We start from the raw sequence: 26,351 nt of genomic DNA on the forward strand, positions 1-26,351 counted from the left end.
TGCGGGGCTCAACTTCCGTACCGCCAAGGCTCGCTACCGCCGAACCTCAACAGCACTGCTTCCCTTCCTTCCGCGCCGTGTTTCCGTTAGCGCGAAAGAGGCGTGATTCTAAGCACCCGCCCCCGTCCACGCAAGCCCTTTGTGAAGAAAGTTTGAAAAAGCCTCCGTGCGCTGCCGCGCACGGAGGTTTTGCGCTCGACGGGCGGTAAAACGCAACACGCGCCGCCCTCCAAAGATATGACGAACACGTCTCTTCCCTCCCATATATAGGAGGGCGGGGAACCGGCAAGGAACCCGGCGCGGTCGAGTATCATGCCGCGACCGAACCACGCACTCATATCGATGATGGACAGCACGACTCAACCCGGCGACGCCGACCTTCGCGACGAATATGCCGCACTGCGCGAGCGCGCGATCCTGCTGGAACAACAGGTCCCGCCGCTTCTGCAACGCATCTCGGACATGTTGCCGCGCATCAGCGGCGAATCCGAACTGGCGGACACGCATCGCGAGCGGCTCGTCGGCGCACGCAATGCAGCGCTGGTCTCGATCGAAAACTATCAGCAGGCAATTCCATTCCTGCAGACGGCCGACTCGATCATCGAGCAACTGGACAAGACGCCCGAGCGCGACGAAGACATCGAGTGGCGGGAATCGCTGCTGCAACGGCTGGACGAGCTGATCGACGTCGCGGTCGTGATGATCGACGATGCGGACAGCTACTTCGAGCAAGCACAAGCCTGCGACCTGTCCAGCGTGCCGACATCCATCCTCGAGGATTGAACCGGCTCGACCGGAACCGCACGGTACACCGGACTCACGTCGTGCCCACCGACAACCGTTAGCTGCTTCCCCTGCATCGCCGGGCCTGCCGCCGATTCCCGCACGAAGCGACCACCGTGCGACCTTCGCCCCGCGCGGAACCGCACGCCGGCGCTACGATGCATCCAGCACGATCGTCTCGCGCATCATCGGCACGCGGATGTATCCGCCCGCCGCATCGCCGTACGCATGCGCATTCCCTTCGATCACGTATTGCGCCGTCAATGCACACAGAGTCGCATCGCGCGCATCAACGGAGCTCAGCGTCGATACGTCGATGCCCAGTCGCTCCAGCAATTGCCGGCGCTGGTTGCGCTTCAGCTTCGCCGACGCCACGGCCTTGCCCAGCATCGCGCAGGTAATCGCGTAAGGATAGGTTTCGAAGCTCGCCCGCCCACCCGCGTAGCGCGCGTCGGTCAATAACGGATAAGCGTCCGCGAGCGCGCGGTAGACGCGCTCCCCCATGAACATCCAGTCGAAGAAGCCCGACGTGCTCGCGACGGCCTGCTCCCGCGACGGGGTCGGGAAGCACGAGATCCGTTCGCGCGCGAGCGCCTGCTCGGCCGCGCGGCGGCCGCTCCCGGTCCACCACAGGCTCGGTGCGTCGACGCCGACGGCGACGACATCATGGGCGAGACACAGTGCGGGCAGCGACTCGGGCGCGATCCGCGCTTCCCGGCAGACGACCGTCGAGCCACGCAGGATCACGAGATCGCACAGCTTCCTGTCGCCGCCGACGTCGACACCCGCCACGGCAGCGGGTTGTCGTGCGGCGAATCGGGCCGAGCACATGCGCGTGCGTCAGTCCGCCGGCCGCGCGGCGTACGCGGTGTCGAAGATCGCCTCGAGACCGGGATGGACGCCGCGCATCGGGTCGACGACCGACTTCGCCCAGTCGAAGTACGCCTGCTTGCGTTCGAGCGGCCAGTCCGCGGGCGGATGCCGGGCGATGTCGCGCAGGTTGCAGATCTTGTCGGCCAGCTTCACGAGCTTCGCGCGCCGGCTGATGGTGGCCGCGTGCTCGACCTGCAGACGCTTGCGCTCCTCCTTCGGCAGCGACTTGTCGTCGGTGACTTCCATCACGATGTCCGCCACGTCCTTGCCGAACAGCCGCAGCAACTCCTGCTCGGTCGTCTCCGTATCCTCGACCGTGTCGTGCAACACGGCCGCGACGATCACGCGTTCGTCCTCGACGCCGGCCTCGTTGGCCAGCACGTCGGCGAGCGCGATCGGATGATTGATGTACGGCGACGCCTCTTCATCCTTGCGCCGCTGATTGCGATGCTTGTCCGCCGCGAACGCAATCGCGGCTACCAGCTTCTTCATATTCCCCCCTCGTGTGGCCAGACCCGCGGCCGTCGAACCGGCCGCGTGCGTTTCGGAACTGCTCATACTACCTGTACGCGATGACCCTTCCCGTGCGCCGGCATCCCGGCGTACCCCGTGTCACGCGCCGGCCGGCGCGCGCTGCAACTCGACCACGTTGACCCGCGCGCCGAATACATCCCTCACGAGCGGCAGCAGGTGGTCGTGGTGCGTCAGGAACAGCACCTGCGTGCGCGTCGACAGATCGCGCAACGCATCGAGCCCGGCCTTCGCGCGCGCATCGTCGAAATTGATGAACAGGTCGTCGGCGACGAACGGCAGCGCCGTGCGGCTGCCGAGCTGCAACTCCAGCGCCGCGATCCGCAGCGCGAGGAACAGCTGATCGCGGGTCCCTTCGCTGAGCCCCGCGACCTCGACCGACGTTCCCCTCGTGCGCCGCGCATACAGCGCGGGCGGCGTCCGTTCGGTGTCGACGGTCAGCTTCGCGAATTCGCCCAGCGTGAGCCCGGCGAAAATCTCGCCCGCGCGCCGGAGCATCGGCCCCTGCTTCTGGTCGCGGTAGCGATCCGTCGCCCACTTCAGCAAGCGGCTCGCGGTGGCCGCCTCCAGATACTGTTCGGCCGCGTCGCCCATCGCCGCCAGCGCCTCCTGCCGTTTCGCCTCGGCGACTGCCGCGTTCGCCTGGCCGTCGATCGCGCCGAACGCCTGGTCGGCCACGACCTGCTGCTGCGACAGCTCGTTCAGCCGCTTGCCGATATCGGCGAGCGACTGCTTCACCGCTTCGAGATGCGCCGGCACGTCGGCAATGTCCTGTTCCGCCACCTCGGCCTCGACGGCGGACCGGGACAGCCCGTCGCCGTCGCGCACCAGCGCCTCGTGCGCGGCATCGACCGCCTGCCGAAGCTGGCGCTGCCGATCCGAGCGCTCGGCCAGCGGCAGCGCCGCGTCGATCGACGCGACGCCGGCCAGTTGCAGCAGCGGCTGGATGCGCGCGTCGGCGCCGGCTACCGCGGCAGCCGCGTCCGCGACCTTGCCGTCGGCCTGCCGCACGGCCTCGTCGGCACGATCGATCGCACGGGCGATTTCCCGGGCGGCCGCGAGGCGCATCGTCAGCCGGCGCGCCACGTCCAGCCAGTCACCGCTCGCCAGCCATTCCGGCGCGAGCGCTTCGGCAAGCCGCCGCGCGCCGGCCTCGAGCGCGTTCAGCTCCGCGCGGATCGTGGCGATCCGGTTGCGTGGCGCGTCGGCCTCGGCCAGTTCGGCCATCACCGTATCCGCAAGCCCGAGCGCGCCTTCCGCCGCGGCCAGCGTCGTCGCGCTCGCGGACAGTTTCGCGTCGGCCAGCGCGTCGCGCCATTGCGCTTGCCACGCGTCGTAAGCCGTTTGCGCATGATCGGCCCGCGACTGCGCGGTCGCACAGCCGCGTTCGGCTTCGCGCGCACGATCGTCGAGGCTGTCCTTCTGTGCGGCCGCTTTCTCGGCCGACTGGACAAACGTCTCGGCGACGGCGACGAGCGCGGCCAACCCGTCCGCCTCGCCGCCTCGCGATACCGTCAGCAGCGCCGCTCGCAACGCGGCTTCCGCGCCGGCCCGCGCAGCCCGCATCGTGTCGAATTCGCGGCGCTGACGATCGAGATCGGCCTGCGCGGCGAATACCGTATCGCGCTTCGCGAGCCAGTCGCCCATCGCCGCCAGCGGCATGCCGGGCACCGCGGCCGCCGTCGCGAGCGCGGCCCAGGCGTCGCGATGGGCGGCGAGCTCGCGCTCGCGTTCGTCAAGCGCGGCCTGCCGGCGCGTCACGCCCGCACGCGCGGATTCGACCTGTTGACGCAGCGATTGCAGCGTCGCCGCGGCCTGGGTCGCGCCGAGCTGCGCATCGACGAGTTCGTCGGCGAGGCGAATCGCATCGTCGAGCGCCGGTGCGCCCGTGGCGAGATCAACGGCGCCGCTGCGAATCTCGCCCCACGCGCCGTCGCGCCGCGCACGCGCCGCCAGCACGTCGGCGGTCGTGACGACCTTGTGGTTTTCCGCGAAATGCTTCTCCTGCAGTTCGAGCCGCTCGAGCTCTTCGAGTGCGCCATCCCGCGCGTCGCGCGCGGCAGCGGCCGCGCTGGCACGCTCGCTGTCTTCCTTCAGCAGCGCACCGAGCCGCGCCGCCGACGGTACGTCGAGCGCACGCAGCGCATCGACCGGCATGCGCCACTGACCGAGCGCGTCGAGCGCGCCGGACAGCGTGCGTTCGGCCGCCGCGATTTCGTGCGCCAGCGCCTGCTCACGTGCGCCGCTGTTGCGAAAGCCTTGCGCATCGGCCAGCGCCGCGCGCAACGCTTCCGGCACGTCGACGGTCGACAGGCGCGCCTGTTGTTCGCGGACCTGCGCCAGCTCGCGCGTGCGTTCGTCGAGCGATTCGCGTGCGCCGGCAAGCGCCTGGTGCAGCAGGCCGTGCTCACGCAGCAGGTTCGCGACCGTCTTCAGCGACAGCGCCGTCGGCAACGCGGCGCGCAGCGACGCTTCGTCCGTCGGCCAGCCGAGCTGCGCGGCCGCCGACGACGCGGCTAACAGGTGCCGCTCGACGTCCGCGCCGAGCAGCAGCAGATCCTGCGCGTGATTCATGCATGCGCCGCGCAGCCGATCGAGCGCTTCGATATCGGCTTCGAGCGCCAGCGTGTCGGCGTCCGCGGCGATCGCATCGCGCGCCTGCCGCTTCGCGAGCAGGTCGGCACGCCGCTCCTCGAGCACCTTCTGTTCGGCCGCGAGATCGCCCTGCGCCTTCAGCAGATCCGCGTACGCGGTCGGCGGCAACTCGACGACCGCGCCCAGTTCGGCCAACGCCGCGTCCTTGACCGTCAGCTCCTTCAGGTACGGCGCGAGCCGCCGCACGCGTTCGAGCTTCGAGCGCAGCGCTTCGAGCCGGCGCTGTTCCGCGCGTGCCTGCTCGATCTGCTGCTCGACCGCTTCGCGCGCGTCCTTGCGATCGACCCAGTCGCGCGTGCGCACCTGGACCGTCTTCAGTTCGGTGACGGCTTCGTTGAATGCCGTTTCGGCCAACGCGAACGCGCTGCCGCTGCGACGCGGCGCCCACAATTCGAGCGCGCGCGCGTCGAGTTCCTCGCGCACCGGCCCGAGGCTGCCGACTCCGGCAGCCGATTCGAACAGCACCTGGCCGAGCTTGTCCGATGCGTCGAGAATGCTGCGGCCGCCATCGACCAGCCGCCCGTGATCGAGCCCGAACATCTGCTCGAAGAACTCGCGCGTCGCGCCGTCGAGGATCGACGCCAGATAGTCGTCGGGCAGCTTGTCGTCGGCGGGCGTGCGCAACGGGCTGCGCCCGCGCGCACGGTGGAACGCGAATTCGCCCGTGCCGCTCTCCAGCACGCCGCCGATCCGCAACTCGGGCGTGCTGTGCAGGAAATCGAGCGGCGTCTGCAGCTTCATCCCGAACAGCAGTTCGGACACGGCCGTGCGGATCGTCGACTTGCCGGCCTCGTTCGGCCCGACGATCACATGAAAATCCTCGCTGGCCGACGGGAAACGCAGCGTCTCGTCGGTGAACTTGCCGTACTTGATCAGATCGAGCTGACTGATGCGCATCGCTTACTCCCCCCTCGCCAGCCGCGCGAGCAGCGCGGGCCCGACCTGCTCGACCAGCGCGGTCAGCTCGCCCGCGCGCGCCATCGTCAACAACGGTACCTCCTCCTTCACGTCGCTGCGGACCTTGCCGACGAACGGCTTCAGGTCGCGTTCGAGCAGCGCGAGGAAATCCGGATCGTGCGCGGCGTCGGCCAGGATCTGCTTCAGGTCCTCCAGCGCCTCGAGCGGTTCGCTTTCGCCCGGCTGCTGATCGGCCGCGGACGTCGCGAGCCGGACCTTCTCGAGCCACAGCCGCTCGTTGCCGATGATGCCGATCTGGTTCAGCACCTCCGCACGCAACTGCGGCGCGCGGCCGAAAAAGAGGCCGTGCGCGGGGGTGCGCCCGGTAACGGTGACGCGCACCGCGCGCGGCACATGGCCGTCGACGGTCAACAGCGTCTCCAGCGACTGGCCGACCTTTCTCGACAGATCGGCCACCGACAGGCAATCGGACGCATCGACGGACACGGCTTCCCAGCGCAGCACGTCGAGATACAGGCGCTCGACCTGCGTGTTGCCTTGCTCGACCGTCACGAGCACCGCGCCGCGCCGGCCCGTCTCGCGGATATGGCGCCCCTGCAGATTGCCGGGAAACACGACGGTGGACGGGCCCGTCCATTGCTGGAATTCATGCACGTGGCCGAGCGCCCAGTAGTCGTAGCCTTTCGCATGCAGTTCGGCCAGCGTGCAGGGCGCATAGTTCGCATGCGCCGCATACCCTTCGAGCGCCGTATGCAGCACGCCGATGTTGTAGTACCCGGGCACCGGGTCCGGATAGCCGATCGCGAGGTTGTCGACGACGGCCTTGTCCTTGAAGCTCTGCCCGTGCAGCGCGACGTCGAATTCCGGCAGCCGGACGGTTTCCGGCTTGCGGTGGCCGAACACGGTGACGTTGTCGGGCAGCGTCAGCTTCTTCGTCATCTCGCTTTCGGCATCGTGGTTGCCGCCGAGCACGAACGCACGGATGCCGGCCCGGCGCAACCGCCCCATCTGCTGGCCGAAGAAGATACCCGTGTTGTGATCCTTCCAGTCGCCGTCGTACAGGTCGCCCGCGATCACGAGGAACGCGACTTCCTCTTCGATCGCACGATCCACCAGTTGCCGCAGCGCCTCGCGCGACGCGTTGCGCAACTGCGCGGCCGGTGCGTCGGGATACGCGCTCAGGCCGTGCAACGGGCTGTCAAGGTGAATGTCTGCCGCGTGGATGAACTTCACGAAGGTTCCTCTGGTTCATGGCGAAGGGACGACGCCGCTCGCACGGGCCCGTGCCGTCAAGTGTCGTCCCGGTAGCCGCCGGACTTGCCGCAGCACCCGCGGCGCGTGCCGAACCGGGTCGCGCCGCCCGTTGCAAGCGGGTCGGGATGGTACCTGAAAGCGGATAACGACATGCGTTCTGCGTCGGTCCGGACGGTGGCAACGCACGCGATACCGATACGAACCGCCATTGTGCCGCAGCACGATCGCGTGACAGCGAAACCGCGCCTCTGAATAACGAGCCGCTCACGAAACGACGGCCATGCAATCGTTCGATATGGCGGTTGCGCTCGAGACCCGGTTTCGAGCGCAACGAAGGAAGCCGGCAGGGCGTTGAACGGGAATCAGGAAAACACGCCGGATCACCCCGCGTGCGTCGCACCGCACGCAGGCATCCGGCTACCTGCTGTCACTCGCCGCGTCACGGTATCGATCGAACATGCTGGCCCATGCCGGCCGGCGCCGTCATCGTGGCGGCCGGGGGTCGGGAGCCCTGCCATTCAAGCATGGCGCGCGGGCAATGGGCAGGGGCCGCGCGCCGATAAAAAAAGCCCGGCCCGCATCGAAGCGGGCCGGGCCGTGGCGGAATGCGTGCCGCTTGTTACAGCGCGCCACCTTGCGCCGACGCCGAACCCTTCACGCCGACCGATGCGCCGCCCTGCACCGAGTTCGTCGCGCCTTCGAGCGCTTCACCGGCCTTCGCCTTCGCACCGCCCGCGACGTCGCCTGCCGTCGACACCGCGCCTTGCGCATGGCTCTTCGTCGAGCTTGCGACGTGCTTCACGTGCGACTTCGTCGCGTGCACGGTCGATGCCGCCGCATCCTTCGTCGCACCGGCCGCCGAACCGACTGCCTGCGTCGCGCCGCCCACCGCCGTGCCGGCTGCCGAGCCCACGCCGCCGACCGTCTTGCCGACACCGCTCAGCGCGCCGCCGACGACATTGCCCGCACCCGCACCCGAGCCTGCCGCATTCGCGCCGGCGCCGGCCTGCACGCCCACGCCGCCGCCGAGCAGCGGCGTCTGGACCTGGGCGCCAACCCCTGCGGAACCTTGCGCGCCGGTCTGGGCCGTCTGTGCAAATGCAGCCGACGTCGCCATCGCCGTCAGAGCGGCACCCAGCAGAATCGTATGGATCTTGTTCATGGTCATTCTCCCCAAAGACGTTGTTGCTGCGGGCCGCCTTCGAGCGGCTTGTCGCATGCCTCACCGCGACATGCGGCAGGTGAAGCTAATGTAGCGGCGCCGACGGGCAAAACGATTGAATTGCGGGGACTGTTACTTCCGTTGCAAATGCTGACGATTGACTCACACTGTTTGACAATCGGGGGCTTGCGGCGGGGTGAGCGCCGTATTTGACAATGGGCGGGCATGAACCGTGAGTCGGCACGGCAGACGGCTTCACGCCGACGATTCGCCCGATCGTCGTGTATCGGGGAAACCGGTCGTCTTTATTTGCATTCCGAAGGGATAAGGCTTGCTCGGCCGTCGATGCGGCCGCGCCATGAGGCACGGCCCCGGCCGCCAATGAGCGAACCGGGGCCGTGCGCACGCTGCCCGGTTACGGCCGGAACGTATCGCCGAGCACGACGCCTTCGCGACGCGGATCGGTGCCGCCCTGCAACGCCGGCGACTGGCCGACCGTCACGCGCATCACCGTGTTGACGCCGCTCGCCTGCGCGGACGTCGACACCTTGTGCCCGAGCGCGAGCAGCCCCGTGATCAGCGGATCGTTCGCGCCGTTGTTCGCCGCGTTGACGTTCGGATGCTCGCCGCCGATCGTGGTGGTCGGGCTGTTGCTCGCGCCGAAGTCGACGAGGCCCGCCGACTGCTGCGCGTCGAGCCCCCAGTCGAGCGCGCCGACCAGCGTCTTGACCACGTATTGCGGAATCGTGCCGCCGCCCGGCGAGCCGGTCGCCATCACGAAGTCGCCGCGCGAACCGTCGGCGGCCTGCCCGAACACGATCGTCGGCGCCATCGAGCTGCGCGGTCGCTTGCCCGGCTGCAGGCGGTTGGCCACCGGATTGCCGGACGTGTCGAGCGGATTCGCGGAGAAGTCGGTCAACTGGTTGTTCAGCAGGAAGCCGTTGGTCATGTGGAACGAGCCCATGCTCGACTCGACCGTCGTCGTCGCGCTCAGCACGTTGCCGTCGCCGTCCACGATCGTGAACTGGTTCGTGCCGTGCTCGATCAGCGTCGTGTCGACGCCGAGCGGCACCGCGCCGAGATTGCCGGGCTGCGCGGTGCCCATGCTCTTGGTCGTGTCGATCAGCGCCGCGCGCGATTTCAGGTACGGCTTGTTCAGCAACGTGTCCCACGTGCCGCCCGGCAGCGGCACGAAGTCGGTATCGGCCACGTACTTGTCGCGGTCCGCATACGCGAGCCGTTCGGCCTCGGTGACGAGGTGAACGCCCGCGACGGTCGGCTTGCCGCCTTCGAGATCGATCGCCGTCGGCTTCAGCGACTTCAGGTCGAAGTTCTCGAGAATGCCGAGCGCCGATGCGACCGCGATACCGCCCGACGACGGCGGCGGCATCCCGCACACCCAGTAGCTGCGATAGGTCGTGCACACCGGTTCGCGGCGCTTCGCCTGATACGCGGCCAGATCGGCGACGGTCGTCTTGCCCGGCGTGAGCGTCGAGCCGTCCGCGCCCTTGGTCGCCGCGATCTTCGCGACGATGTCCTGCGCGATCTGCCCGGTGTACAGCGCGTTCGCGCCCGACTGCGCCATCAGCGACAGCGTGCGCGCGTAGGCGGGATTCTTCAGTACGGTGCCGAGCGTCTTCGGCGACCCGTCGGCGTTCAGGAAATACGCGGCGGCTTCGGGGTCGCGCTTCAGGTTCGCGGCGTTCGCCGCGATCGCGTCGGCCAGCCGGCCGCCGATCGGGAAACCGTTGGTCGCCAGCGTGATCGCGTCGCCGAACAGGCTCTGCCACGGCAGGCGGCCATGATCCTGTTGCAGCGCCTCGATGAGCCGCGGCACGCCGATCGTGCCGATCGAGCGGCCGCTCGCGCGCGCGTTCGGCAGCGGCGCCGAATGATCGGTGGCATCGTCGACGTAGCGCAGGTAGTTCTCGGTGGCGGCGGCCGGCGCGGTTTCGCGGCCGTCGTATGCCTGCACCGTCTTGCCGCGCGCATCGTAGTAGAGCAGCACGCCGCCCGACCCGAGACCCGTCGCCTCGGGGACGGTCAGACCGAGCACGGCCTGCACGGCGACCGCCGCGTCGGCGGCCGTGCCGCCCTTCTTCAGCACCGCGCAACCGGCCGCGCTCGCGTACGCGTTCGACGTGGCCACCAGGTACGTTTTCGCATAGACGGGCTTCATCCCGGTGCGATAGCCCGACGACGCTTCCGGCAGCGACGGGTCGCCCGGCTGGTTCGAGCCCACCACGACCGTCGCGCCGCTGTTGTCGACCGCGAGGCAGCTCGCATCGGTGGACGGTGCGGTCGTGCGGGCCGCCTCGTTTTCGACGTCGCCGCCGCAGGCGGTCAACAGGGCAGCCGCGAGCAACGCGGACGCATACGGAAAAATCGCTGTTCTGTTCATTGTCTGCCGATGTTCTTGTCGATCGTTGCGATGGACATCCCGTTGCCTGCAACCCCCTCGGTGCACGGGCAACGCGTTCGATAGTCCCATGAACAAAATTTTTCCCGCAATAAGGAAATGACGTCATGCCAGCGGACGCCCGGTGCGCGACGTCACCGGACCGGCATGGGGGTTTGCCTGCTGCATTGCAGCGTATCCCGAGACGCCCATGCGGCTCGCATCGTCACGTCGTTACCTTTTTCGCCCGGCGACGCGTGCCGCTCGCCGGGCCGCCACGTGCGAAACCGTGCTCCATCGCGTCGATCGCCTCGGAAAAGAGCTCGAGAAACATCGCCATCGCGACCGTCGCGCTCATGTCCGCCCGCTGGTAGATGCAACTGAACGAGCGCGCACCCGCATCCGCCAGCGGCGTCCACGCGAGCCGGCCGGCGGCCACGTCGTCCGCGACGTTTTCCGCGATCAGGAAACCGACGCCGGCGCCTTCGGCCGCGAGACGCCGCACCATCGACACCGACCCGGTTTCGACCAGCGGCCGCACGCCGCGCGGCTGCCGCGCATCGATCTGGTCGAACATCGCGCGCAGCTCCGTGTCAGGCGTCATCAGGATCAGCGGATGCTCGAAGCAGTCGCGCATCCGCACCTTGCCGCCCGTCGACGCCAGCGGATGGCCGGGCGCCGTGACGACACCCAGCGGCTGCGCGAACGCGCGCACCTCGACGACGCCAGGCGCGGTGCGCCGGCGCAGCGCGTAACCGATGTCCACCTCGCCCGTCTCGACCCAGCGCACGATGCTCTCGCCGTTTCCCAAGCGCACGCTGTACGTGACGCCGGGGTAGCGCTGCATCGCGGCGAGGATCGCGTCGGGCACGAGCTTTTCGGCCGTCGATGCCGGTACCGCGAGATTCACGTGACCGCGCCGCAGCGCGCGCAGGTCCTCGACCTGCGTCAGCGCGTTGTCGAAATCGCGCTGGCCGCGCCGCACGGCCGCGATCACGATCTCGCCGGCGAGCGTCAACTGCATGCCGCGCGGCAGCCGGTCGAACAGCGGCACGCCGACCTGCTCCTCGAGATTGCGGATCTGCTGGTGCACCGCCGCGGCGGTGAGGTGCAGCGCGTCGGCCGCCTTGCGAATCGAGCCGCGTCGCGCGACCTCGTCGAAACAGCGGAATGTCTGCGATATCGAACGCATGGAGTGGCCGTTAGATTTTTTCGAACACGGCGTCAAGAATAATCCGATTTTACTGACCGGACGAATCGTCTAGATTCCGCTGCATCCCCGTATCCGATTCGAATGGAGACCGCAGTGACGACCGTCGACCAGATTACTCAGCGGCGCCGCGGCGTCGGCCTCATCGCCCACGATCCCGCGCTGTCCGCGGGCGGCTATACGCTCATCGCGCCGCAAACGGCCGACGGCAACGTCTATCTCGTCGGCATCGACGGCGAGGTCGTCCACCAGTGGAAGATGCCCGTGCGCCCCGGGCGCCACGCGGTCATCCTCGCGAACGGCAACCTCGGCTACAACGGCAATCATCCGCGTTCCGAATCGCGCTACGCGCCGTGGTCGATGTGGCATGGCGGCGACTTCTACGAGGTCACGCCGCAGGGCGAAACGGTGTGGCGCTACGAGGACCCCGCGCATCACCACGACGCGCAGTGGCTGCCGAACGGCAACCTGCTGTACGCCGCGTGCGAACCGGTCGACGCGGCGTTCGCGCGGCGCGTGCCGGGCGGCACCGCGCAGGGCGACGACGAGGTGATGTTTGCGGACGTGATCCGCGAAGTGAACCGTGCCGGCCAGATCGTCTGGGAATGGCATGCGCGCGAGCATCTGCGACCGGAGGATTTTCCGATCGCGGCAGGCTTCGGCCGCTATCACTGGCCGCTCGTCAACGGTCTCGCGGTCGATGCGAACGGCCGCGTGCTGATGAGCCTGCGCACGACGTCGGGGATCATCGGCGTGAACCGCGCCACCGGCCGCGTCGACCTGCACATCGGGCCCGACGTCGTGTCGCACCAGCATGCACCGGTGCCGCTCCCGAACGGCCACATCCTCGCGTTCGACAACGGCAATTTCCGTCACGGTGCGCACGTCGTGTTCTCGCGCGTCGTGGAAATCGATCCGGCGACGCAGCGCGTCGTGTGGTCGTATGCGGACGACGTCGTGAACCTGTTCTACACGCCGTTCATGGGCAACGCGCAACGCTTGCCGAACGGCAACACGCACATCACCGAATCGTCGACGGGCCGGCTGTTCGAAGTGACGCCGGCCGGCGAGGTCGTCTGGGAATACGTGATCCCGTGGTTCGCCGAATACCCGGACGAAGCGGCGCGCAAGACCGGCCCCGGCCAGTTGAACAGCGTATTCCAGACGTTCCGCTACAGCGCCGCCCAGTTGCCCTGGCTACGGACCTGAGCGTCCGTTCATCGCCGGTTTCCGGCCATCGTCGCCGTTCGTTTCCGAGGGGCCTGCCGTGTCGCACGATCCGATTTCCCCGCCCGTCGATGCCCGGCTGCCCGCGTGGCAGCTCGCGCTGTTCGGGCTGCAGCACGTGCTGTCGATGGCCGCATCGCCGATCACGGCCGTCTTCCTGATCGCGAAAGTGCTCGCGCTGCCGGCCGACCTGACGGTCCAGCTGATCGGCGCGACGTTCTTCGCATGCGGCATCGGCACGCTGCTGCAATCGCTCGGCGCCGGCTCGATCGGCGCGCGCATGCCGTTCGTGATGGTGCCCGGCGGCGCACCGACGATGTTGTTCGCGGGCATCGCCGCGCAGTCGGGCCTGCCGACCGCGGCCGGCGCGGCGCTGCTCGCCAGCGCGTTCTACTGGGTGCTGCTGCCCGTCTTCACGCGCTGCCTGCGGCTCTTTCCGCGCGTCGTCGTCGGCGCGATGCTGTTGCTGGTGTCGATCAACCTGATCCGGATCTACGCGACGATCGTCGTCGGCCAGCCCGGCTCGGCCGACTTCGCGCAGCCGCGCGCGCTCGGTCTCGCGCTCGCGACGATCGTCGCCACCGTCATCGTCGCGGGCACTTTCCGCGGCACGGCCGGGCGCCTCGCGGTGCTGATCGGGCTGATGGCCGGCGCAACGCTCGGCTGGGCGCTCGGCGCGATGCCGGCGCTCGCCGACGTGTGGCATGGGCCGCTCTTCACGCATCCGGTGTGGCTGCCATTCGGCATGCCGCGTTTCGACGTGCTGGCCGCGCTGCCGCTGCTGATTTTCACCGCGATCTCGATGGCCGAGGCCACCGCGCAGACGGTCGCCGTCGGCGAAACGTGCGGCAAGGCGATTTCGCTGCCGCGCGACGTGCCGAAGACGATACGCGGCGACGCGCTCGCGTCGCTGGCCGGCGCGCTGTTCGGCACGCCGCTGATCGTGACGAGCGCCGAGAACATCGGCGTCGTGCAGACGACCGGCGTCCGCTCGCGCTACGTGACGGCCGCCGCCGGCGCGATCCTGATCGTCATCGCGTTGTTCGCGCCGCTCGCGCGGCTCGCGTATGCGATTCCGGCCGCGGTGGTCGGCGGCACCGCGCTGATCGTGTTCGCGATGATCGGCGTGATGGGCATCCGGCTGCTCGCGAACGTCGACCTGCATGCGCGCGCAAACCAGTACACGCTCGCAGCAGCACTGGTGGTCGGCCTCGCTCCGATCCTGGTGCCGAACCTGTATCGCCATTTCGGCGCACCCGTGCAGATCGTGCTCGGCAACGGCATGGCAGCCGGCACGCTCGCGGCCATCGCGACGCAACTCGCATTCGCCGCGCTCGCGCGGCTGGGCGGGCACGCACACGCGGGGGCGGCTGCGGCGCCTTCGCACGACGCATAAAGGCAGCGGCGCGCCCACGCGGCGCCGCTTGACGACGCCTGCGGTTCGACCGACAATCGCCGCTCCCTTCTGGCGCGGGCACTCGATCCAGCCGGCGCGTGCGTCTCCTCGACGCCGTACCGGCTTCAGGTTTTCCAGTCCCGATCTCCGCGCCGCCGTGCACGCGCACGCCATTCGACCGGCCTCGCCGGACACACTTGATGCAGGTACCGCCCCTGAACGCCAGCTCATTGCCGCGCGATCACGCTCGTGCCTGCCCGTTCATTTCGGAGTCCATGATGATCATTCGTCTTTCCAAGGCAGCCATGGTGCTGGCCATGGCCTTTTTCGCGTCGCTCGTCGCGTTCGGCAACATCACCGACTACGCGACGAATTTCGCGTTCGTGCACCACGTGTTCCTGATGGATACCACCTTCCCCGCCAACGGAATCATGTATCGCGCGATCGGCACGACGTGGGTTCATCACGCCGGCTATATCGGCATCATTTCGATGGAAACGCTGACGGCCGTGCTGTGCTGGATCGGCGGCGCCCGGCTGCTGCGCGCACGGCGCGCCGGCGATGCGGCATTCCGCGCGGCCAAGGGCCATGCGATCGCCGGCCTGACGCTCGGCTTCCTGACGTGGCAGGTCGCGTTCATGTCGGTCGGCGGCGAATGGTTCGGGATGTGGATGTCGAAGCAATGGAACGGCGTGCCGGACGCGTTCCGGTTCTTCATCACGCTGCTGCTCGTGCTCGTCTACCTGACGATGAATAACGACGGCGTCGACGACACGCGTACCGCGCACTGACGAGCGAGTTTCGTCGCGCGCCGGCCGACCGGACATCGGGACGATTGCCGGCGTCACCGTGTCCGGCTATAAAGCGGAGATGGACACGGATCGCCGGATTCACGACCCCGTCGGCGCGTTTCGCGCCTGGCAGGAAACCGCCGCGACCGGCGCCGGCCGCCGGCCGTTCGCGCCGCGCTCGGTCGTGCAGCACGTCGCGATGTTCGAGCGATTCCTGCGCCACCTGAGCGCGCAGCGCGTATCGCTCGCCACGTTCGGGCCCGACCACGTCGCGGCCTTCCTCGCGGAACTCGACCGCACCTGCACGCCCGGCACGTCGACGCGCGTGCGCTATGCGAAGCTGATCGACCGGCTCGGCCGGCATCTGGTCGACGCCGGCGTGCGGACGATCCATCCGGCCGACCGATCGACGCGCGATCTCGCCTGGCCGGACGGCGAGCCCGAGCCGTGCTACCTGCCGCCCGATGCCGACGCGGCGCTGCAGCGCCATGTGCAGCCGCGAGCGGACGATACGCCGGCCGACTGCCGGAATCGTGCGATCGTCGCGCTGCTGCTCGCGAGCGGTATCACGTCGGCCGAAATTCGCGCGGCGAGCGCCGACGCGCCCGAGTTCGACGCGCGGCCGCCGGTGTTTTTGGTGCCGCGCAATCGCGCGCGGCCAGCGCGCCGAATCGAGCTACCCACGTTCGCGATAGCGCCGCTCGCCGCATGGCGCGCGCGCTCGACCGACGTGCCGCCGTCGGCGCTGCTGTTTCCCGCGCCGCGCGGAGGCGCAATGAACGACATGTTCCTGCTGCTCGTGGTACGTGACGCGCTGAACGCGATCGGCTTTCGCGCAGCGGACATGAGCCCGCGCGTACTGCGCAATACGTATGCGCGCCGCCAGTTGCTCGCCGGCCACGCGCATGCCGACGTCACGGCGATGCTCGGCCTGGCCAGCATGCGGACGGTCACGCGCATCCGGCAGACACTGCCGCCCGACGCGGCCGCGGATCGCGCTGCCCACGAGCATTGATCGCACGTCGCGCGCCGCCCTGCGCGCATCGTGCTCGCTCCGGTTCGTTACTCGCCCGGCTTCGACTGAACCAGCCGCAAGATCCGCGTGTCGTACGGCGATTGCATCACTTCCGCGATGTGGATCTCGGACGCGGCCGGATGCAGCGGATTCAACAGGAAGTTGTGCGCGTGCGGCACGACGACGCTCGGCACGCGCAGCAGCGCGCTCGGCTGCGTGTGCAGCCACTCGGTGCCGGCGCTGCGGGTCCAGTCGACGTTCGTGCGCCAGTCGTCCGGCGCATCGCCTTCCGCGATTTCGGCGACGTCCACCGACTCGGGCACCTCGATACGCAGCAACTGATATCCGCTCGGCAATTGCGCGACGGTGGCGATTTCGAAATGCACGAGCGTCTCGAGCAACGCGAGCGCCGGATGCTCGGCGAGATACACGACGGGCTGCCCGGCGAAATGCCAGCGCCCGCCGGCCCGCAACCCGCCGATGCCTTTCAGATCGGCGTAATTGCTGATCCGCCACAGCGTCGTCAAGCGAAGTACCCCTCGTCGATCTGCGTAAGGGCCTCTTCGACGAGCCGCGCGCCATGCTCGGTGCTCGCCATGTCGAGCGACGTGCGGCCGCCGAAGCGCTGGAGCCCGTTGCGCAGCCACGCCATCGCCTTGTCCTGGTCGCCGAAGGTGGCCGTCGCCTGCGCGACGATGCGGGCGAGGCGAATCGCCTTGTCCGACTCTTCCGGCGACAGGCGTTCGTGCGCCTGGCGGCGATGGCTCAGCGTGCGGCGTGGAATGATGAAGGCCAGCTCGTCCGATTTCAGCCCGCGCTCCGACAGCCGGTCGATCACCGACACGTCGACGCGCGCGCTCGCCAGCTCGGCCAGATCGGCGCCCGACCGGACGCGGATGGCCAGCAGCTGCTCGAGAATCGTGAATTCGGCCTGACGCGGATGGGCGACGCCCGAAGGATGAAAAGCGATGGTGCTCATGACCTCTCTCCGGCAATTTGCCCAATCATTATAGGCGTTTTGCCGAGAGCATGCGGGTCGTTGAGCGCGGGCTTGCCGATCGGGGCTGGGAGACGATATTCGGGGGTACGCGAATCGGAGATTCGCTTCGGTGAGGGGGTGTAAAAATTCAGTATATAAAGACATCGTCCGCGATAACGTAAAGTTGTCACGTAACAAGTTTCCAACGGTAATACGCGAATTGGCGGAATCGCCTCTTTTCCCTGTCCGATTCCTCACCGTCCCCGGCAACACGCAGGGTTCTCCGGATTACCCTCGACCGCTCCAGCGAGCCGAAGCAGTCGACTCACCCTCGTCGCGCGTGACGAATCGCTCCCGTGCCCGCTCCAACCGTTTCCGTACACTCGAAATCGCGCCTCGCACCGGCCGGCCTACTTACTGTTCGACACACCGGCTCCGGCGCATTGGCCAGCAGCGCGCTGAACTTCGCGGGCGTGGCGATGATGGACACGGCGATCGGCTTGAGCATGACGAAATCCCCGCCCGATATAGGCTCGCGCTGAAACACAACCGGAACATCAACGCCGGCGCGCGCGGCAACTGGCTCAACCATCGCGCCGATGGTGCGGCCGGCGCGGCGAAATTCGCGGGCTCGGAAGTCTTCGGCAAGACGATCACCGCGCTCAGCCGGCCCACGCGGACGACCGGATCACGCTGCAGAAATTGCCCGCATGGAAATGCGGATCCTTGTCCGCGAGCACGTCGGCCTTCACGTTGCCGAACGTCGTGCCGGGCTTGTGCTTGATGCCGTCGTAGAACGCCTGGATGATGTCCTCCTTGAAATGCGGCGTGCGCGGATGCGCGCGCACGACCGCTTCCCGCTCGACGTCGCTGTATTCCGGGTAAGCGAGCCCCAGCACGTCCATCTCGACGCCCGCGGTGACCAACGCGACGACCGGATGCATGTGCTGCGGAATACCGGGCGTGGTGTGCAGTGCGATCGAGGTCCACACGACATCGATGTCCTGTTGCGAAATCCCCTTGCCCTTCAGAAAATCGCGCGCGGCGTTCGCGCCGTCCACTTCGAAGCGCTCGCAAGCGCTGCTGTGCCGGTGCGTGAGCCCCATGTCATGGAACATGCAGCCGCAATAGAGCAGCTCCGGGTCGTACTCGAGCCCGCGGCGCCGGCCCGCCAGCGCCGCGAAATAGAACACGCGGCTCGAGTGGTGGAACAGCAGCTCGGACTCGGTATCGCGTACGAGCTCGGTGATCTCGCGCGTCAGACGCGTATCGGGAAGGGTGATGCCGGCAACGTTCACAGTCATGATCGACCTCCATGGAAGACAGCCTCGATTCTCCGGAGTCCGACAGGTGTCTCCAATGGACGTGTCACGACGAATCCTGCCATTTCGCGCGACGAACGGACACGGTGCCTGCGCGGCCAAGCCAGCGCCCCTATACTGCTGCGCATCAGGTTCGATACGACACGCAATATGCCGAAGGTCGTGGGTATTTTCGCCGTTCCGGGTGTGCAACTGCTCGACGTCTCCGCGCCGCTCGACGTGTTCGCGCAAGCGAACGTCGAATGCGGGAAGCCGTTCTATACGCCGCGGATCATCGCGAGCGGGCCCGGGCCGGTCCGCAGTTCGTCCGGCGCACGGCTGCTGCCCGACTGGGTCGCGCCCGACATCCCCGAGCGCATCGACACGCTGCTGGTCGCCGGCGCGCCAAACGCCGGCCAGATCTTGCTTCGCACCGACGTCCTCGCATGGCTGCGCTCGGCGGCCGTGCAAAGCAGGCGCTACGGCTCGATCTGCACCGGCGCGTTCATCCTCGCGGCCACCGGCCTGCTGAAAGGGCGTCACCTGACCACGCACTGGGCCGCCGCCGAGGCATTCGCGCAAGCGTATCCGTCCGTCGCCGTCGACGCCGACGCGCTGTACGTGCGCGACGGCAAGCTGCGCACCGGCGCCGGCGTCACGGCCGGGCTCGATCTCGCGCTTGCGCTGGTCGAGGAGGATCTGGGCCGCGAGATCGCACGACGCGTCGCCGCGCAACTGGTGATGTTCTTCAAGCGGCCGGGCGGGCAGCTCCAGTTCAGCCGCAAGGGCGAGGCGCGGCCCGCCGGGCGTTCGGTGCTGCAGGAAGTCCAGCGCTGGATCGTGGCGCATCCGGAACTCGAGCATTCGGTGGCCGACATGGCGAAGCATGCGGGCATGAGCCCGCGCCACTTCGCACGGCTGTTCCGCGCGGAAGTCGGCATGACGCCGGCCGCATGGGTGGAGGCGACGCGCATCTCGGTTGCCCGCCAGCTGCTCGAGGACGGCCGCGACACGCCGAAGCAGGTCGCCGCGAAATGCGGCTTCGCGAACGTCGATACGCTCAGGCGGGCGTTCACCCGGCATGTCGGCATCACACCCGCCGAATACCGGAAACGGCAGGTGACGCTGGCTGCGTGATGTGGAACGAGCGACGCCGGCGGCCTCGCAAAAAATAATTCGGAATCCGACTCAACCGCCCATCCCGCTGCTGCTGCGCCGATCGCCCCTGTCGCCCGCTGAAAGCCATGCTCCTGCTCCGGCCCGCGGCAATCTTCGGATGAAATTGCGTGCCGCGCGAATCGTTTACTCCGTTGCAATAATGATTCGCCGCAACGCGTATTTCCGGCCGGTAACGCGATCGTTACGATGCAATCAACCGCTGAACGCAACGTGCGAAGCGCGAAATCAACAGAACCGGAGGTCACCATGAAATCGTTCATCACCGCTGTCGTCGCCGCAACTGCGCTCTGCGCGTCGTACGGCGCATTCGCCCAGTCGAACCCGTCCGGCCAGTTGACGCGCGCGCAGGTGCGTGCGGAACTCGTCCAGCTCGAACAGGCCGGCTACAAGCCCGAAGTCTCCGACCAGTACTACCCGCGTGCGCTGCAGACGGCGCAGGCCCGCGTGACGAATGCCGAGGAAGCCGGCTACGGCGCGCAAGCGGCCGCCGGCACGCGTGCCGGCCGCGCGATCGCGGTCAAACAGGAAGGCCGCGACTCGGTCTATTTCGGCCAGTAAGCCTGATACGCGCCGGCGTATTCCCGGCGCATTCCGATCCGCACGACGTACCCGCGACACCCCGCTCCCGTTCATCGGGGCGGGGTGTTTGCTTTCCGATCGTCCGCTCCCTTCGCCGGTCGCGCGCCGCGCGGCACCGTTCACGCAAGCGTCCGGTGTTTGCGCATAGAATGGCCGCGTGGTCGGTGCCGGCCAGAACGAACGCGAGCGGTATCACGACGCCCGCTGGCCGGCCCGATGTCGCACTCGGCGTATTTTTCGAAAAGGAGCGGTTTCATGTCTCAAACATCCGGTTCCACGATCACGTTTCGCCGCCCCGACGGCCAGGAGCTACAGGGCTATCTCGCCACGCCGGCACGGACCGAAGGCGCGCCCGCGGTCGTCATCATCCAGGAATGGTGGGGGCTGAACGACCAGATCCGCGGCGTCGCGGATCGCCTCGCGCGCTGCGGCTACTTCGCGCTCGTGCCCGACCTGTATCGCGGCAAGTCGACGGTCGAGGAAGAGGAAGCACACCACCTGATGACGGGCCTCGATTTCGGCGACGCCGCGTCGCAGGACATTCCCGGCGCAGTCGCGTACCTGAAGACGCTGGCGCCGCGGGTCGCGGTGACGGGCTACTGCATGGGCGGCGCCCTCACGCTGCTGTCGCTGCAGTACGCCGAGGCGGACGCCGGCGTCACGTGGTACGGCCTGCCGCCGCTCGACTACATCGATCCGGCCAAGCTCAAGGTGCCGCTGATGGGACACTGGGCGACGCAGGATGCGTTCTTCAAGATCGACCAGGTCGACGCACTGGAAAAGAAGCTGACCGATGCGAAGGTCGGTTTCGAATTCCATCGCTATCTCGCGCACCATGCGTTCGCGAACGAAACGGCCGTCGGCCCCGGCCGCATCGCCGGCACGCAGTTCGATCCGGTGTGGTCGGAAACGGCGTGGGACCGCACGCTCACGTTCTTCGGCCGGACGCTCTGGACGAAGCAGGCCTGACGTAACGCCGCTCGCCGAGCGGGCGACGGTACAAAAGAAAACGCCACGGATTTACCGTCCGTGGCGTTTTCGTTTTCACATCCCTTTGGATGTGCTGACAGACGGCTTACCCGTTCACAGCCGACGCGGGCGCAGGAGCCGCCGCCTTGCTGTAGTCGCCCGGTGTATCCGGCGCGCGTGGCGCTTCGCCTGCACGCTGAATCCAGCCGCCGCCTAGCGCGCGGTACAGGTCGACCAGGTTCGTCCAGCGCGCCAGGCGTGCACTGATCAGCGACTGCTGCGCCGAGTACAGATCCGTCTGCGCAGTCAGCACCGACAGGTAGCTGTCGACACCGTTCTTGTAACGCAGGTCCGACAGGTCGAAGCGACGTTGCTGCGCGTGCTCGTTGCGCTCGAGCGCCGCGATCTGCTGGTCGTACGTGCCGCGTGCGGCGAGGCCATCCGACACTTCGCGGAATGCCGACTGGATCGCCTTCTCGTAGTTCGCGATTTCGATACGCTTCTGCACGTTCGCGAGATCGAGGTTCGCGATGTTCTGGCCGCCCTCGAAGATCGGCAGCGCGATGTTCGGCGCGAACGACCACGCCGCCGTGCCGGCCTTGAACAGGCCGCCCAGCGTCGGGCTCGCGGTACCGAACGCGGCTGTCAGCGAGATACGCGGGAAGAACGCCGCGCGCGCCGCGCCGATGTTCGCGTTCGCGGCCAGCAGTGTCTGCTCGGCCTGCATCACGTCAGGACGACGCGTCAGCAGATCCGACGGCAACCCGGCCGGCACGTCCGTCAGCAGGTTCTGCGCGTCAAGCGGCATGCCCGCCGGCAGGTCGTCCGGCAGCGGCTCGCCGATCAGCAGCACCAGCGCGTTCAGCGCCTGCGCGCGGGCACGCGCCTGCGCCTGCTGGTTCGCGAGCGCCGTCTCGACCACCGTCTGCGCCTGACGCAGCTCGAGCTCCGAGCCCGTACCGTTGTCGAACTGCAGCTTGGTCAGGTCGTAAGACGCCTGCGCGGTCTTCAGCGTGTCCTCCGTGACCTTCAGCAGGTCATCGGTCGACAGCAGCGTCAGGTATTGATCGGCCACCTGCGACACCAGCGAGATCTCCGACGCCTGCCGCGCATACGCGGTCGACAGGTATTGCGCGAGCGCCTGATCCTTCAGGCTCTGCACGCGGCCGAACAGGTCGAGCTCCCACGACGCGGACAATCCGACGTTGTAGACACGCGAAATGTAGGCCTGGTTGGTCGGCGAGACACCTTGCGGATAGCGCTGGATGCTGCCCGTGCCCGTACCGTCGAGCGTCGGGAACAGCCCCGCGCGCGTGATCTGGTACTGCGCACGCGCCGCCTCGATATTGAGCACCGATACACGCAGGTCGCGGTTGTTTTTCAGCGCGATCTCGATCAGCCGCTGCAGGCGCGGATCGACGAAGAACTCGCGCCAGCCGATGGCAGTCGCCGCCTGGCCGTTCGCGCTGTGCGCGCCGGCCGCACCCGGCTGCGTCGCGTAGACGCCGCCCGCCGGATACGCCTGCGCGACGGGTGCGTCGGGCCGCTTGTAGTGCGGCGCCATCGTGCATCCCGTGGCAAACAGCGCGGCAGCCAGTGCGACCGCGGTTGCAGTCAAAGCATGTTTTTGCATCGTTACTGCCCCTTCGAATCGTGTGCGTCGTCGTGACCGCGCTGCAGGTCGCCCTGCACGAGACGCCATGCGTCGTCGACGTTTTCCGTCTCGCCGCTGAAGATCGCGCGAACCCGCACGAAGAACATCGGGATCATGAAAATGGCGAGGAACGTCGCCGTGATCATCCCGCCGATCACGCCCGTACCGATCGCATGCTGGCTGGCCGAGCCCGCGCCGTTACTGATCGCGAGAGGCAGCACGCCCAGCATGAACGCGAGCGACGTCATCAGGATCGGACGCAGCCGCAGGCGCGCCGCCTCGATCGCCGCACGCACCGGCCCCATGTTCCCCCCCGCCTGCAGCTCGCGCGCGAACTCGACGATCAGGATCGCGTTCTTTGCAGACAAGCCCACGGTCGTCAGCAGGCCGACCTGGAAGAACACGTCGTTCTCGAGACCGCGCAGCATCGTCGCGAGCAGCGCGCCGACCACGCCGAGCGGCACGACCATGATCACCGAGAATGGAATCGACCAGCTTTCATACAGCGCCGCGAGACACAGGAACACGACGAGGATCGAGATCGCATACAGGATCGGCGCCTGCGAGCCGGACTGGATTTCCTGGAACGACAGGCCCGTCCACGAATAGCCGATGCCTTCCGGCAGCTTGCTCGCGAGCGCTTCCATCGCGGCCATCGCCTGGCCGGTCGACTTGCCTTCCGCGGCCTGCCCCTGGATCTCGATCGACGACACGCCGTTGTAACGCTCGAGCTTCGGCGACCCGTAGATCCAGTGACCGGTCGAGAACGCGCTGAACGGCACCATCCCGCCCGCGCTGTTGCGCACGTACCAGATGTTCATGTCCTCCGGCGTCATCCGGAACGGCGCGTCCGACTGTACGTACACCTTCTTGATCCGGCCGTCGGTATCGAGGAAGTTGTTCACGTACTGCGACGCCCATGCGATCGAGAACGTCTGGTCGATCGCCGCGGCCGTCACGCCGAGCGCGTTCGCCTTCTCGCGATCGATGTCGACCTTGTACTGCGGCGTGTCGTTCAGGCCGTTCGGGCGCACCAGCGCCAGCGCCGGGTCCTTCGCGGCCAGCCCGAGCAACTGGCCGCGCGCGGCCATCAGCGCTTCGTGACCGAGGCCGGCGTTGTCCGTCAGCTCGAAGTCGAAACCGGCAGCCGTGCCGAGTTCGGGAATCGACGGCGGGTTGAACGGAATCACCATCCCGTCCTTGTACGTCGAATAGTGCGCGAAGGTCCGGCCGATCAGCGCCTGCACCTTCTGGTCCGAACGCTGGCGCTGCTCGTACGGTTTCAGCTTCACGAACACGAGGCCCGCATTCTGGCCGCGGCCCGCGAAGCTGAAGCCGTTGACCGTGAACACCGAGTCGACCACGTCCTTCTCGGCGGTGGTCAGGTACGTGTTGATGTTGTCGAGCGTCTTGCCGGTCGTTTCCTGCGTGGAGCCGGACGGCGTCTGCACGATCATGAACATGTAGCCCTGGTCTTCGTCGGGCAGGAACGACTTCGGCAGCCGCGCGAACATCACGCCGACCGCGAGGAACACGGCGAGATAGATCACGAGCCAGCGGCCCGAGCGCTTGATCACGTGGTTCACGCCGCTCGTGTAGCGATCGCGGCTGCGATCGAACGTCCGGTTGAACCAGCCGAAGAAGCCCTTCTTCTCTTCGTGATGCCCCTTCTCGATCGGCTTCAGGATCGTCGCGCACAGGGCCGGCGTCAGAACCAACGCGACGAGCACGGACAGCACCATCGCCGACACGATCGTCAGCGAGAACTGACGATAGATCGCACCGACCGAGCCGCCGGAGAACGCCACCGGCACGAACACCGCCGACAGCACGAGCGCCACGCCGACGAGCGCGCCGGTGATCTGGCTCATCGCCTTGCGGGTCGCCTCCTTCGGCGACAGCCCTTCCTCCGCCATCACGCGTTCGACGTTCTCCACCACCACGATCGCATCGTCGACCAGCAGGCCGATCGCGAGCACGAGGCCGAACATCGACAGCGTGTTGATCGAGAACCCGGCGAGGCCCATGATCGCGAACGTACCGAGCAGCACGACCGGCACCGCGATCGTCGGGATGATCGTCGCGCGCAGGTTCTGCAGGAACAGGTACATCACGAGGAACACGAGCACGATGCCCTCGATCAGCGTCTTGACCACTTCCTCGATCGACAGGCGCACGAACGGCGTCGTGTCGTACGGGTAGTGCACGACGAGACCGTGCGGGAAGTACTTCGACAGCTCGTCGATCTTGGCCCGCAGCGCGTTCGCGGTCGCCAGCGCGTTCGCACCGGTCGCGAGCTGGATACCGAGGCCGGCTGTCGGCTGTCCCATGTACTTCGTGTCGAACGTGTAGTTCTCCGAACCCAGCGCCGCGCGGCCGACGTCCTTCAGGCGAACCTGCGAGCCGTCCTGGTTGACCTTCAGCAGGATGTTGCCGAATTGCTCGGGCGTGCGCAGCAGCGTCGATTCGGTGATCGTCGCCTGCAGCACGGTGCCCGGCTTCGCCGGCGTGCCGCCGATCTGGCCGCCCGCGATCTGCACGTTCTGCTGCGTGATCGCGGCCGTCACGTCGGTCGGCGTGAGGCTGTAGTTGGTCAGCTTGATCGGGTCGAGCCAGATCCGCATCGAGAACTGCGAACCGAGCAGCAGCGTCTGGCCGACGCCGTTCACGCGGCTCAGCGGATCGAGCACGTGCGAGGCCACGTAGTTCGTCAGGTCCTCCTTCGACATCCGGCCGTCCTCGGAGTTGAACGCGAACCACATCAGCCAGTTGCTGCTCGACTTCGTCACCTGCATGCCGAGCTGCTGCACGACCTGCGGCAGGTTCGGCGTCGCGAGCGACAGCTTGTTCTGCACCTGGACCTGCGCGACGTCCGGATTCGTGCCCGGCGAGAAGGTCAGCGTGATCGTCGCGTTGCCCGAATCGTCGCTCGTCGACGACATGTACAGGAAGTTGTCGAGCCCGCTCATCTGCTGCTCGATCACCTGCGTCACCGTGTCTTCCACCGTCTTCGCGGAAGCGCCCGGATAGTTCGCCTGGATCTGGATCGTCGGCGGTGCGATCGTCGGATACTGCGCGATCGGCATCTTGAAGATCGATGCAACGCCGGCCAGCATCAGCACGATCGCGATCACCCACGCGAAGATCGGGCGATCGATAAAGAACTTGGCCATGAAAAGGACTCCCTGTTATTGCGCGCTGGACGCGGCGGCCGAACTCGCTGCGGCACTCGTCGCGGTACTCGCCGGCGCGGCGCCTGCCGATGTGGCGGATGCGGCGTCCGGCGCCGGGGCGAGCTGCGCGGCGACGGTCTTCACGGTCGCGCCCGGGCGCACCTTGTCGACGCCTTGTACGATCACGTGATCGCCCGCCTGCAGACCGCCTTCGACGATCCAGTTCTGACCGTACGTGCCGGTCGTCGTCAACGGACGCATCTCGACCTTGTTGGCCGCGCTCACGACGAGTGCGATCGCCTGA

At 67.6% G+C, this 26,351-nt stretch carries 21 protein-coding genes and 1 pseudogene; 8 read left to right on the forward strand and 14 right to left on the reverse strand.

Features of this window, described 5'->3' with window-relative positions; all coding sequences use genetic code 11:
- The first annotated feature begins 345 nt into the window (after nucleotides 1-345).
- Nucleotides 346-783: an ATPase gene (locus AP428_RS30215; protein WP_027809686.1), complete on the forward strand. Its 438-nt coding sequence runs from the start codon at nucleotides 346-348 to the stop codon at nucleotides 781-783.
- A 153-nt stretch (nucleotides 784-936) separates the two neighbouring features.
- Here the strand turns inward: AP428_RS30215 and AP428_RS30220 are convergent, their stop codons facing one another.
- The 7 genes from AP428_RS30220 to AP428_RS30250 form a co-directional block, all read right to left on the reverse strand.
- Entirely contained in the window at nucleotides 937-1,614 is a 678-nt protein-coding gene (locus tag AP428_RS30220) for a DUF429 domain-containing protein (protein WP_011549387.1), read from the reverse strand.
- 9 nt (nucleotides 1,615-1,623) lie between these two features.
- Nucleotides 1,624-2,148 carry an HD domain-containing protein gene (locus AP428_RS30225; protein ID WP_006489846.1) on the reverse strand — a complete coding sequence of 175 codons (525 nt, stop codon included), beginning with the start codon at nucleotides 2,146-2,148 and terminating at the stop codon, nucleotides 1,624-1,626.
- A gap of 120 nt (nucleotides 2,149-2,268) precedes the next feature.
- Nucleotides 2,269-5,739, reverse strand: a complete 3,471-nt coding sequence (locus AP428_RS30230; protein WP_011549386.1) for a YhaN family protein — start codon at nucleotides 5,737-5,739, stop codon at nucleotides 2,269-2,271.
- 3 nt (nucleotides 5,740-5,742) lie between these two features.
- Nucleotides 5,743-6,993 (reverse strand): DNA repair exonuclease, encoded by a 1,251-nt coding sequence (locus AP428_RS30235; protein WP_011549385.1) that lies wholly within the window; start codon nucleotides 6,991-6,993, stop codon nucleotides 5,743-5,745.
- 640 nt (nucleotides 6,994-7,633) lie between these two features.
- Entirely contained in the window at nucleotides 7,634-8,176 is a 543-nt protein-coding gene (locus tag AP428_RS30240; protein ID WP_011549383.1) for a hypothetical protein, read from the reverse strand.
- A gap of 415 nt (nucleotides 8,177-8,591) precedes the next feature.
- Nucleotides 8,592-10,577 (reverse strand): gamma-glutamyltransferase family protein, encoded by a 1,986-nt coding sequence (locus AP428_RS30245; RefSeq protein ID WP_011549382.1) that lies wholly within the window; start codon nucleotides 10,575-10,577, stop codon nucleotides 8,592-8,594.
- A gap of 223 nt (nucleotides 10,578-10,800) precedes the next feature.
- Nucleotides 10,801-11,766 (reverse strand): LysR family transcriptional regulator, encoded by a 966-nt coding sequence (locus AP428_RS30250; protein WP_011549381.1) that lies wholly within the window; start codon nucleotides 11,764-11,766, stop codon nucleotides 10,801-10,803.
- A gap of 102 nt (nucleotides 11,767-11,868) precedes the next feature.
- Between AP428_RS30250 and AP428_RS30255 the strand changes: the two genes are divergently transcribed.
- The 4 genes from AP428_RS30255 to AP428_RS30270 all read left to right on the forward strand — a co-directional run bounded on the left by AP428_RS30255 (nucleotide 11,869) and on the right by AP428_RS30270 (nucleotide 16,213).
- Nucleotides 11,869-12,993: an aryl-sulfate sulfotransferase gene (locus AP428_RS30255; RefSeq protein WP_011549380.1), complete on the forward strand. Its 1,125-nt coding sequence runs from the start codon at nucleotides 11,869-11,871 to the stop codon at nucleotides 12,991-12,993.
- A gap of 58 nt (nucleotides 12,994-13,051) precedes the next feature.
- Nucleotides 13,052-14,407, forward strand: coding sequence for a uracil-xanthine permease family protein (locus AP428_RS30260; RefSeq protein WP_011549379.1), 1,356 nt, complete (start codon nucleotides 13,052-13,054; stop codon nucleotides 14,405-14,407).
- Nucleotides 14,408-14,685: 278 nt separating this feature from the next.
- Nucleotides 14,686-15,198, forward strand: a complete 513-nt coding sequence (locus tag AP428_RS30265; RefSeq protein WP_011549378.1) for a DUF2165 family protein — start codon at nucleotides 14,686-14,688, stop codon at nucleotides 15,196-15,198.
- 79 nt (nucleotides 15,199-15,277) lie between these two features.
- Entirely contained in the window at nucleotides 15,278-16,213 is a 936-nt protein-coding gene (locus tag AP428_RS30270) for a tyrosine-type recombinase/integrase (protein ID WP_054928535.1), read from the forward strand.
- Nucleotides 16,214-16,260: 47 nt separating this feature from the next.
- On the opposite strand, the gene AP428_RS30275 is transcribed toward AP428_RS30270, so the two are convergent.
- The 4 genes from AP428_RS30275 to AP428_RS30285 form a co-directional block, all read right to left on the reverse strand.
- Complete coding sequence (locus AP428_RS30275; RefSeq protein ID WP_011549376.1) at nucleotides 16,261-16,740, reverse strand: RES family NAD+ phosphorylase; 480 nt, start codon at nucleotides 16,738-16,740, stop codon at nucleotides 16,261-16,263.
- Nucleotides 16,737-17,192 (reverse strand): antitoxin Xre/MbcA/ParS toxin-binding domain-containing protein, encoded by a 456-nt coding sequence (locus tag AP428_RS30280; RefSeq protein WP_006480981.1) that lies wholly within the window; start codon nucleotides 17,190-17,192, stop codon nucleotides 16,737-16,739. Before AP428_RS30280 ends, AP428_RS30275 begins: the two co-directional genes overlap by 4 nt.
- Before the next feature lie 325 nt (nucleotides 17,193-17,517).
- Nucleotides 17,518-17,700 carry a hypothetical protein gene (locus tag AP428_RS36285; protein ID WP_226292389.1) on the reverse strand — a complete coding sequence of 61 codons (183 nt, stop codon included), beginning with the start codon at nucleotides 17,698-17,700 and terminating at the stop codon, nucleotides 17,518-17,520.
- Between the two features lie 154 nt (nucleotides 17,701-17,854).
- The gene (locus tag AP428_RS30285) at nucleotides 17,855-18,496 is read right to left on the reverse strand and encodes an HD domain-containing protein (RefSeq protein WP_011549374.1); all 642 of its coding nucleotides are present in this window, start codon (nucleotides 18,494-18,496) and stop codon (nucleotides 17,855-17,857) included.
- Between the two features lie 168 nt (nucleotides 18,497-18,664).
- Between AP428_RS30285 and AP428_RS30290 the strand changes: the two genes are divergently transcribed.
- The 3 genes from AP428_RS30290 (at nucleotide 18,665) to AP428_RS30300 (ending at nucleotide 21,220) form a co-directional block, all read left to right on the forward strand.
- A complete protein-coding gene (locus tag AP428_RS30290; protein WP_011549373.1) occupies nucleotides 18,665-19,630 on the forward strand; it encodes a GlxA family transcriptional regulator in 966 nt (321 codons plus the stop codon).
- Between the two features lie 288 nt (nucleotides 19,631-19,918).
- A complete protein-coding gene (locus AP428_RS30295; protein WP_011549372.1) occupies nucleotides 19,919-20,230 on the forward strand; it encodes a DUF4148 domain-containing protein in 312 nt (103 codons plus the stop codon).
- A gap of 276 nt (nucleotides 20,231-20,506) precedes the next feature.
- The gene (locus AP428_RS30300) at nucleotides 20,507-21,220 is read left to right on the forward strand and encodes a dienelactone hydrolase family protein (RefSeq protein ID WP_011549371.1); all 714 of its coding nucleotides are present in this window, start codon (nucleotides 20,507-20,509) and stop codon (nucleotides 21,218-21,220) included.
- A gap of 106 nt (nucleotides 21,221-21,326) precedes the next feature.
- On the opposite strand, the gene AP428_RS30305 is transcribed toward AP428_RS30300, so the two are convergent.
- The 3 genes and pseudogenes from AP428_RS30305 to AP428_RS30315 all read right to left on the reverse strand — a co-directional run.
- Complete coding sequence (locus tag AP428_RS30305; protein WP_054928536.1) at nucleotides 21,327-22,853, reverse strand: efflux transporter outer membrane subunit; 1,527 nt, start codon at nucleotides 22,851-22,853, stop codon at nucleotides 21,327-21,329.
- Between the two features lie 2 nt (nucleotides 22,854-22,855).
- Nucleotides 22,856-26,047: an efflux RND transporter permease subunit gene (locus tag AP428_RS30310; protein WP_011549369.1), complete on the reverse strand. Its 3,192-nt coding sequence runs from the start codon at nucleotides 26,045-26,047 to the stop codon at nucleotides 22,856-22,858.
- Between the two features lie 15 nt (nucleotides 26,048-26,062).
- A pseudogene (locus tag AP428_RS30315) lies at nucleotides 26,063-26,351 on the reverse strand (efflux transporter periplasmic adaptor subunit); the annotation flags it as partial.

The sequence above is a fragment of the Burkholderia sp. E168m22 genome (assembly GCF_001319805.1).
In the GTDB taxonomy this organism is placed as follows: Bacteria; Pseudomonadota; Gammaproteobacteria; order Burkholderiales; family Burkholderiaceae; genus Burkholderia; species Burkholderia orbicola.

Coding starts and splice junctions, on each gene's coding strand:
- AP428_RS30285 (WP_011549374.1), bottom strand. CDS start 18,496: ATGACTGTGAACGTTGCCGGCATCACCCTTCCCGATACGCGTCTGACG.
- AP428_RS30280 (WP_006480981.1), bottom strand. CDS start 17,192: ATGAGCACCATCGCTTTTCATCCTTCGGGCGTCGCCCATCCGCGTCAG.
- AP428_RS30250 (WP_011549381.1), bottom strand. CDS start 11,766: ATGCGTTCGATATCGCAGACATTCCGCTGTTTCGACGAGGTCGCGCGA.
- AP428_RS30290 (WP_011549373.1), top strand. CDS start 18,665: ATGCCGAAGGTCGTGGGTATTTTCGCCGTTCCGGGTGTGCAACTGCTC.
- AP428_RS30225 (WP_006489846.1), bottom strand. CDS start 2,148: ATGAAGAAGCTGGTAGCCGCGATTGCGTTCGCGGCGGACAAGCATCGC.
- AP428_RS30220 (WP_011549387.1), bottom strand. CDS start 1,614: ATGTGCTCGGCCCGATTCGCCGCACGACAACCCGCTGCCGTGGCGGGT.
- AP428_RS30270 (WP_054928535.1), top strand. CDS start 15,278: ATGGACACGGATCGCCGGATTCACGACCCCGTCGGCGCGTTTCGCGCC.
- AP428_RS30310 (WP_011549369.1), bottom strand. CDS start 26,047: ATGGCCAAGTTCTTTATCGATCGCCCGATCTTCGCGTGGGTGATCGCG.
- AP428_RS30295 (WP_011549372.1), top strand. CDS start 19,919: ATGAAATCGTTCATCACCGCTGTCGTCGCCGCAACTGCGCTCTGCGCG.
- AP428_RS30240 (WP_011549383.1), bottom strand. CDS start 8,176: ATGAACAAGATCCATACGATTCTGCTGGGTGCCGCTCTGACGGCGATG.
- AP428_RS36285 (WP_226292389.1), bottom strand. CDS start 17,700: ATGCTCAAGCCGATCGCCGTGTCCATCATCGCCACGCCCGCGAAGTTC.
- AP428_RS30255 (WP_011549380.1), top strand. CDS start 11,869: ATGGAGACCGCAGTGACGACCGTCGACCAGATTACTCAGCGGCGCCGC.
- AP428_RS30245 (WP_011549382.1), bottom strand. CDS start 10,577: ATGAACAGAACAGCGATTTTTCCGTATGCGTCCGCGTTGCTCGCGGCT.
- AP428_RS30265 (WP_011549378.1), top strand. CDS start 14,686: ATGATCATTCGTCTTTCCAAGGCAGCCATGGTGCTGGCCATGGCCTTT.
- AP428_RS30230 (WP_011549386.1), bottom strand. CDS start 5,739: ATGCGCATCAGTCAGCTCGATCTGATCAAGTACGGCAAGTTCACCGAC.
- AP428_RS30300 (WP_011549371.1), top strand. CDS start 20,507: ATGTCTCAAACATCCGGTTCCACGATCACGTTTCGCCGCCCCGACGGC.
- AP428_RS30305 (WP_054928536.1), bottom strand. CDS start 22,853: ATGCAAAAACATGCTTTGACTGCAACCGCGGTCGCACTGGCTGCCGCG.
- AP428_RS30215 (WP_027809686.1), top strand. CDS start 346: ATGGACAGCACGACTCAACCCGGCGACGCCGACCTTCGCGACGAATAT.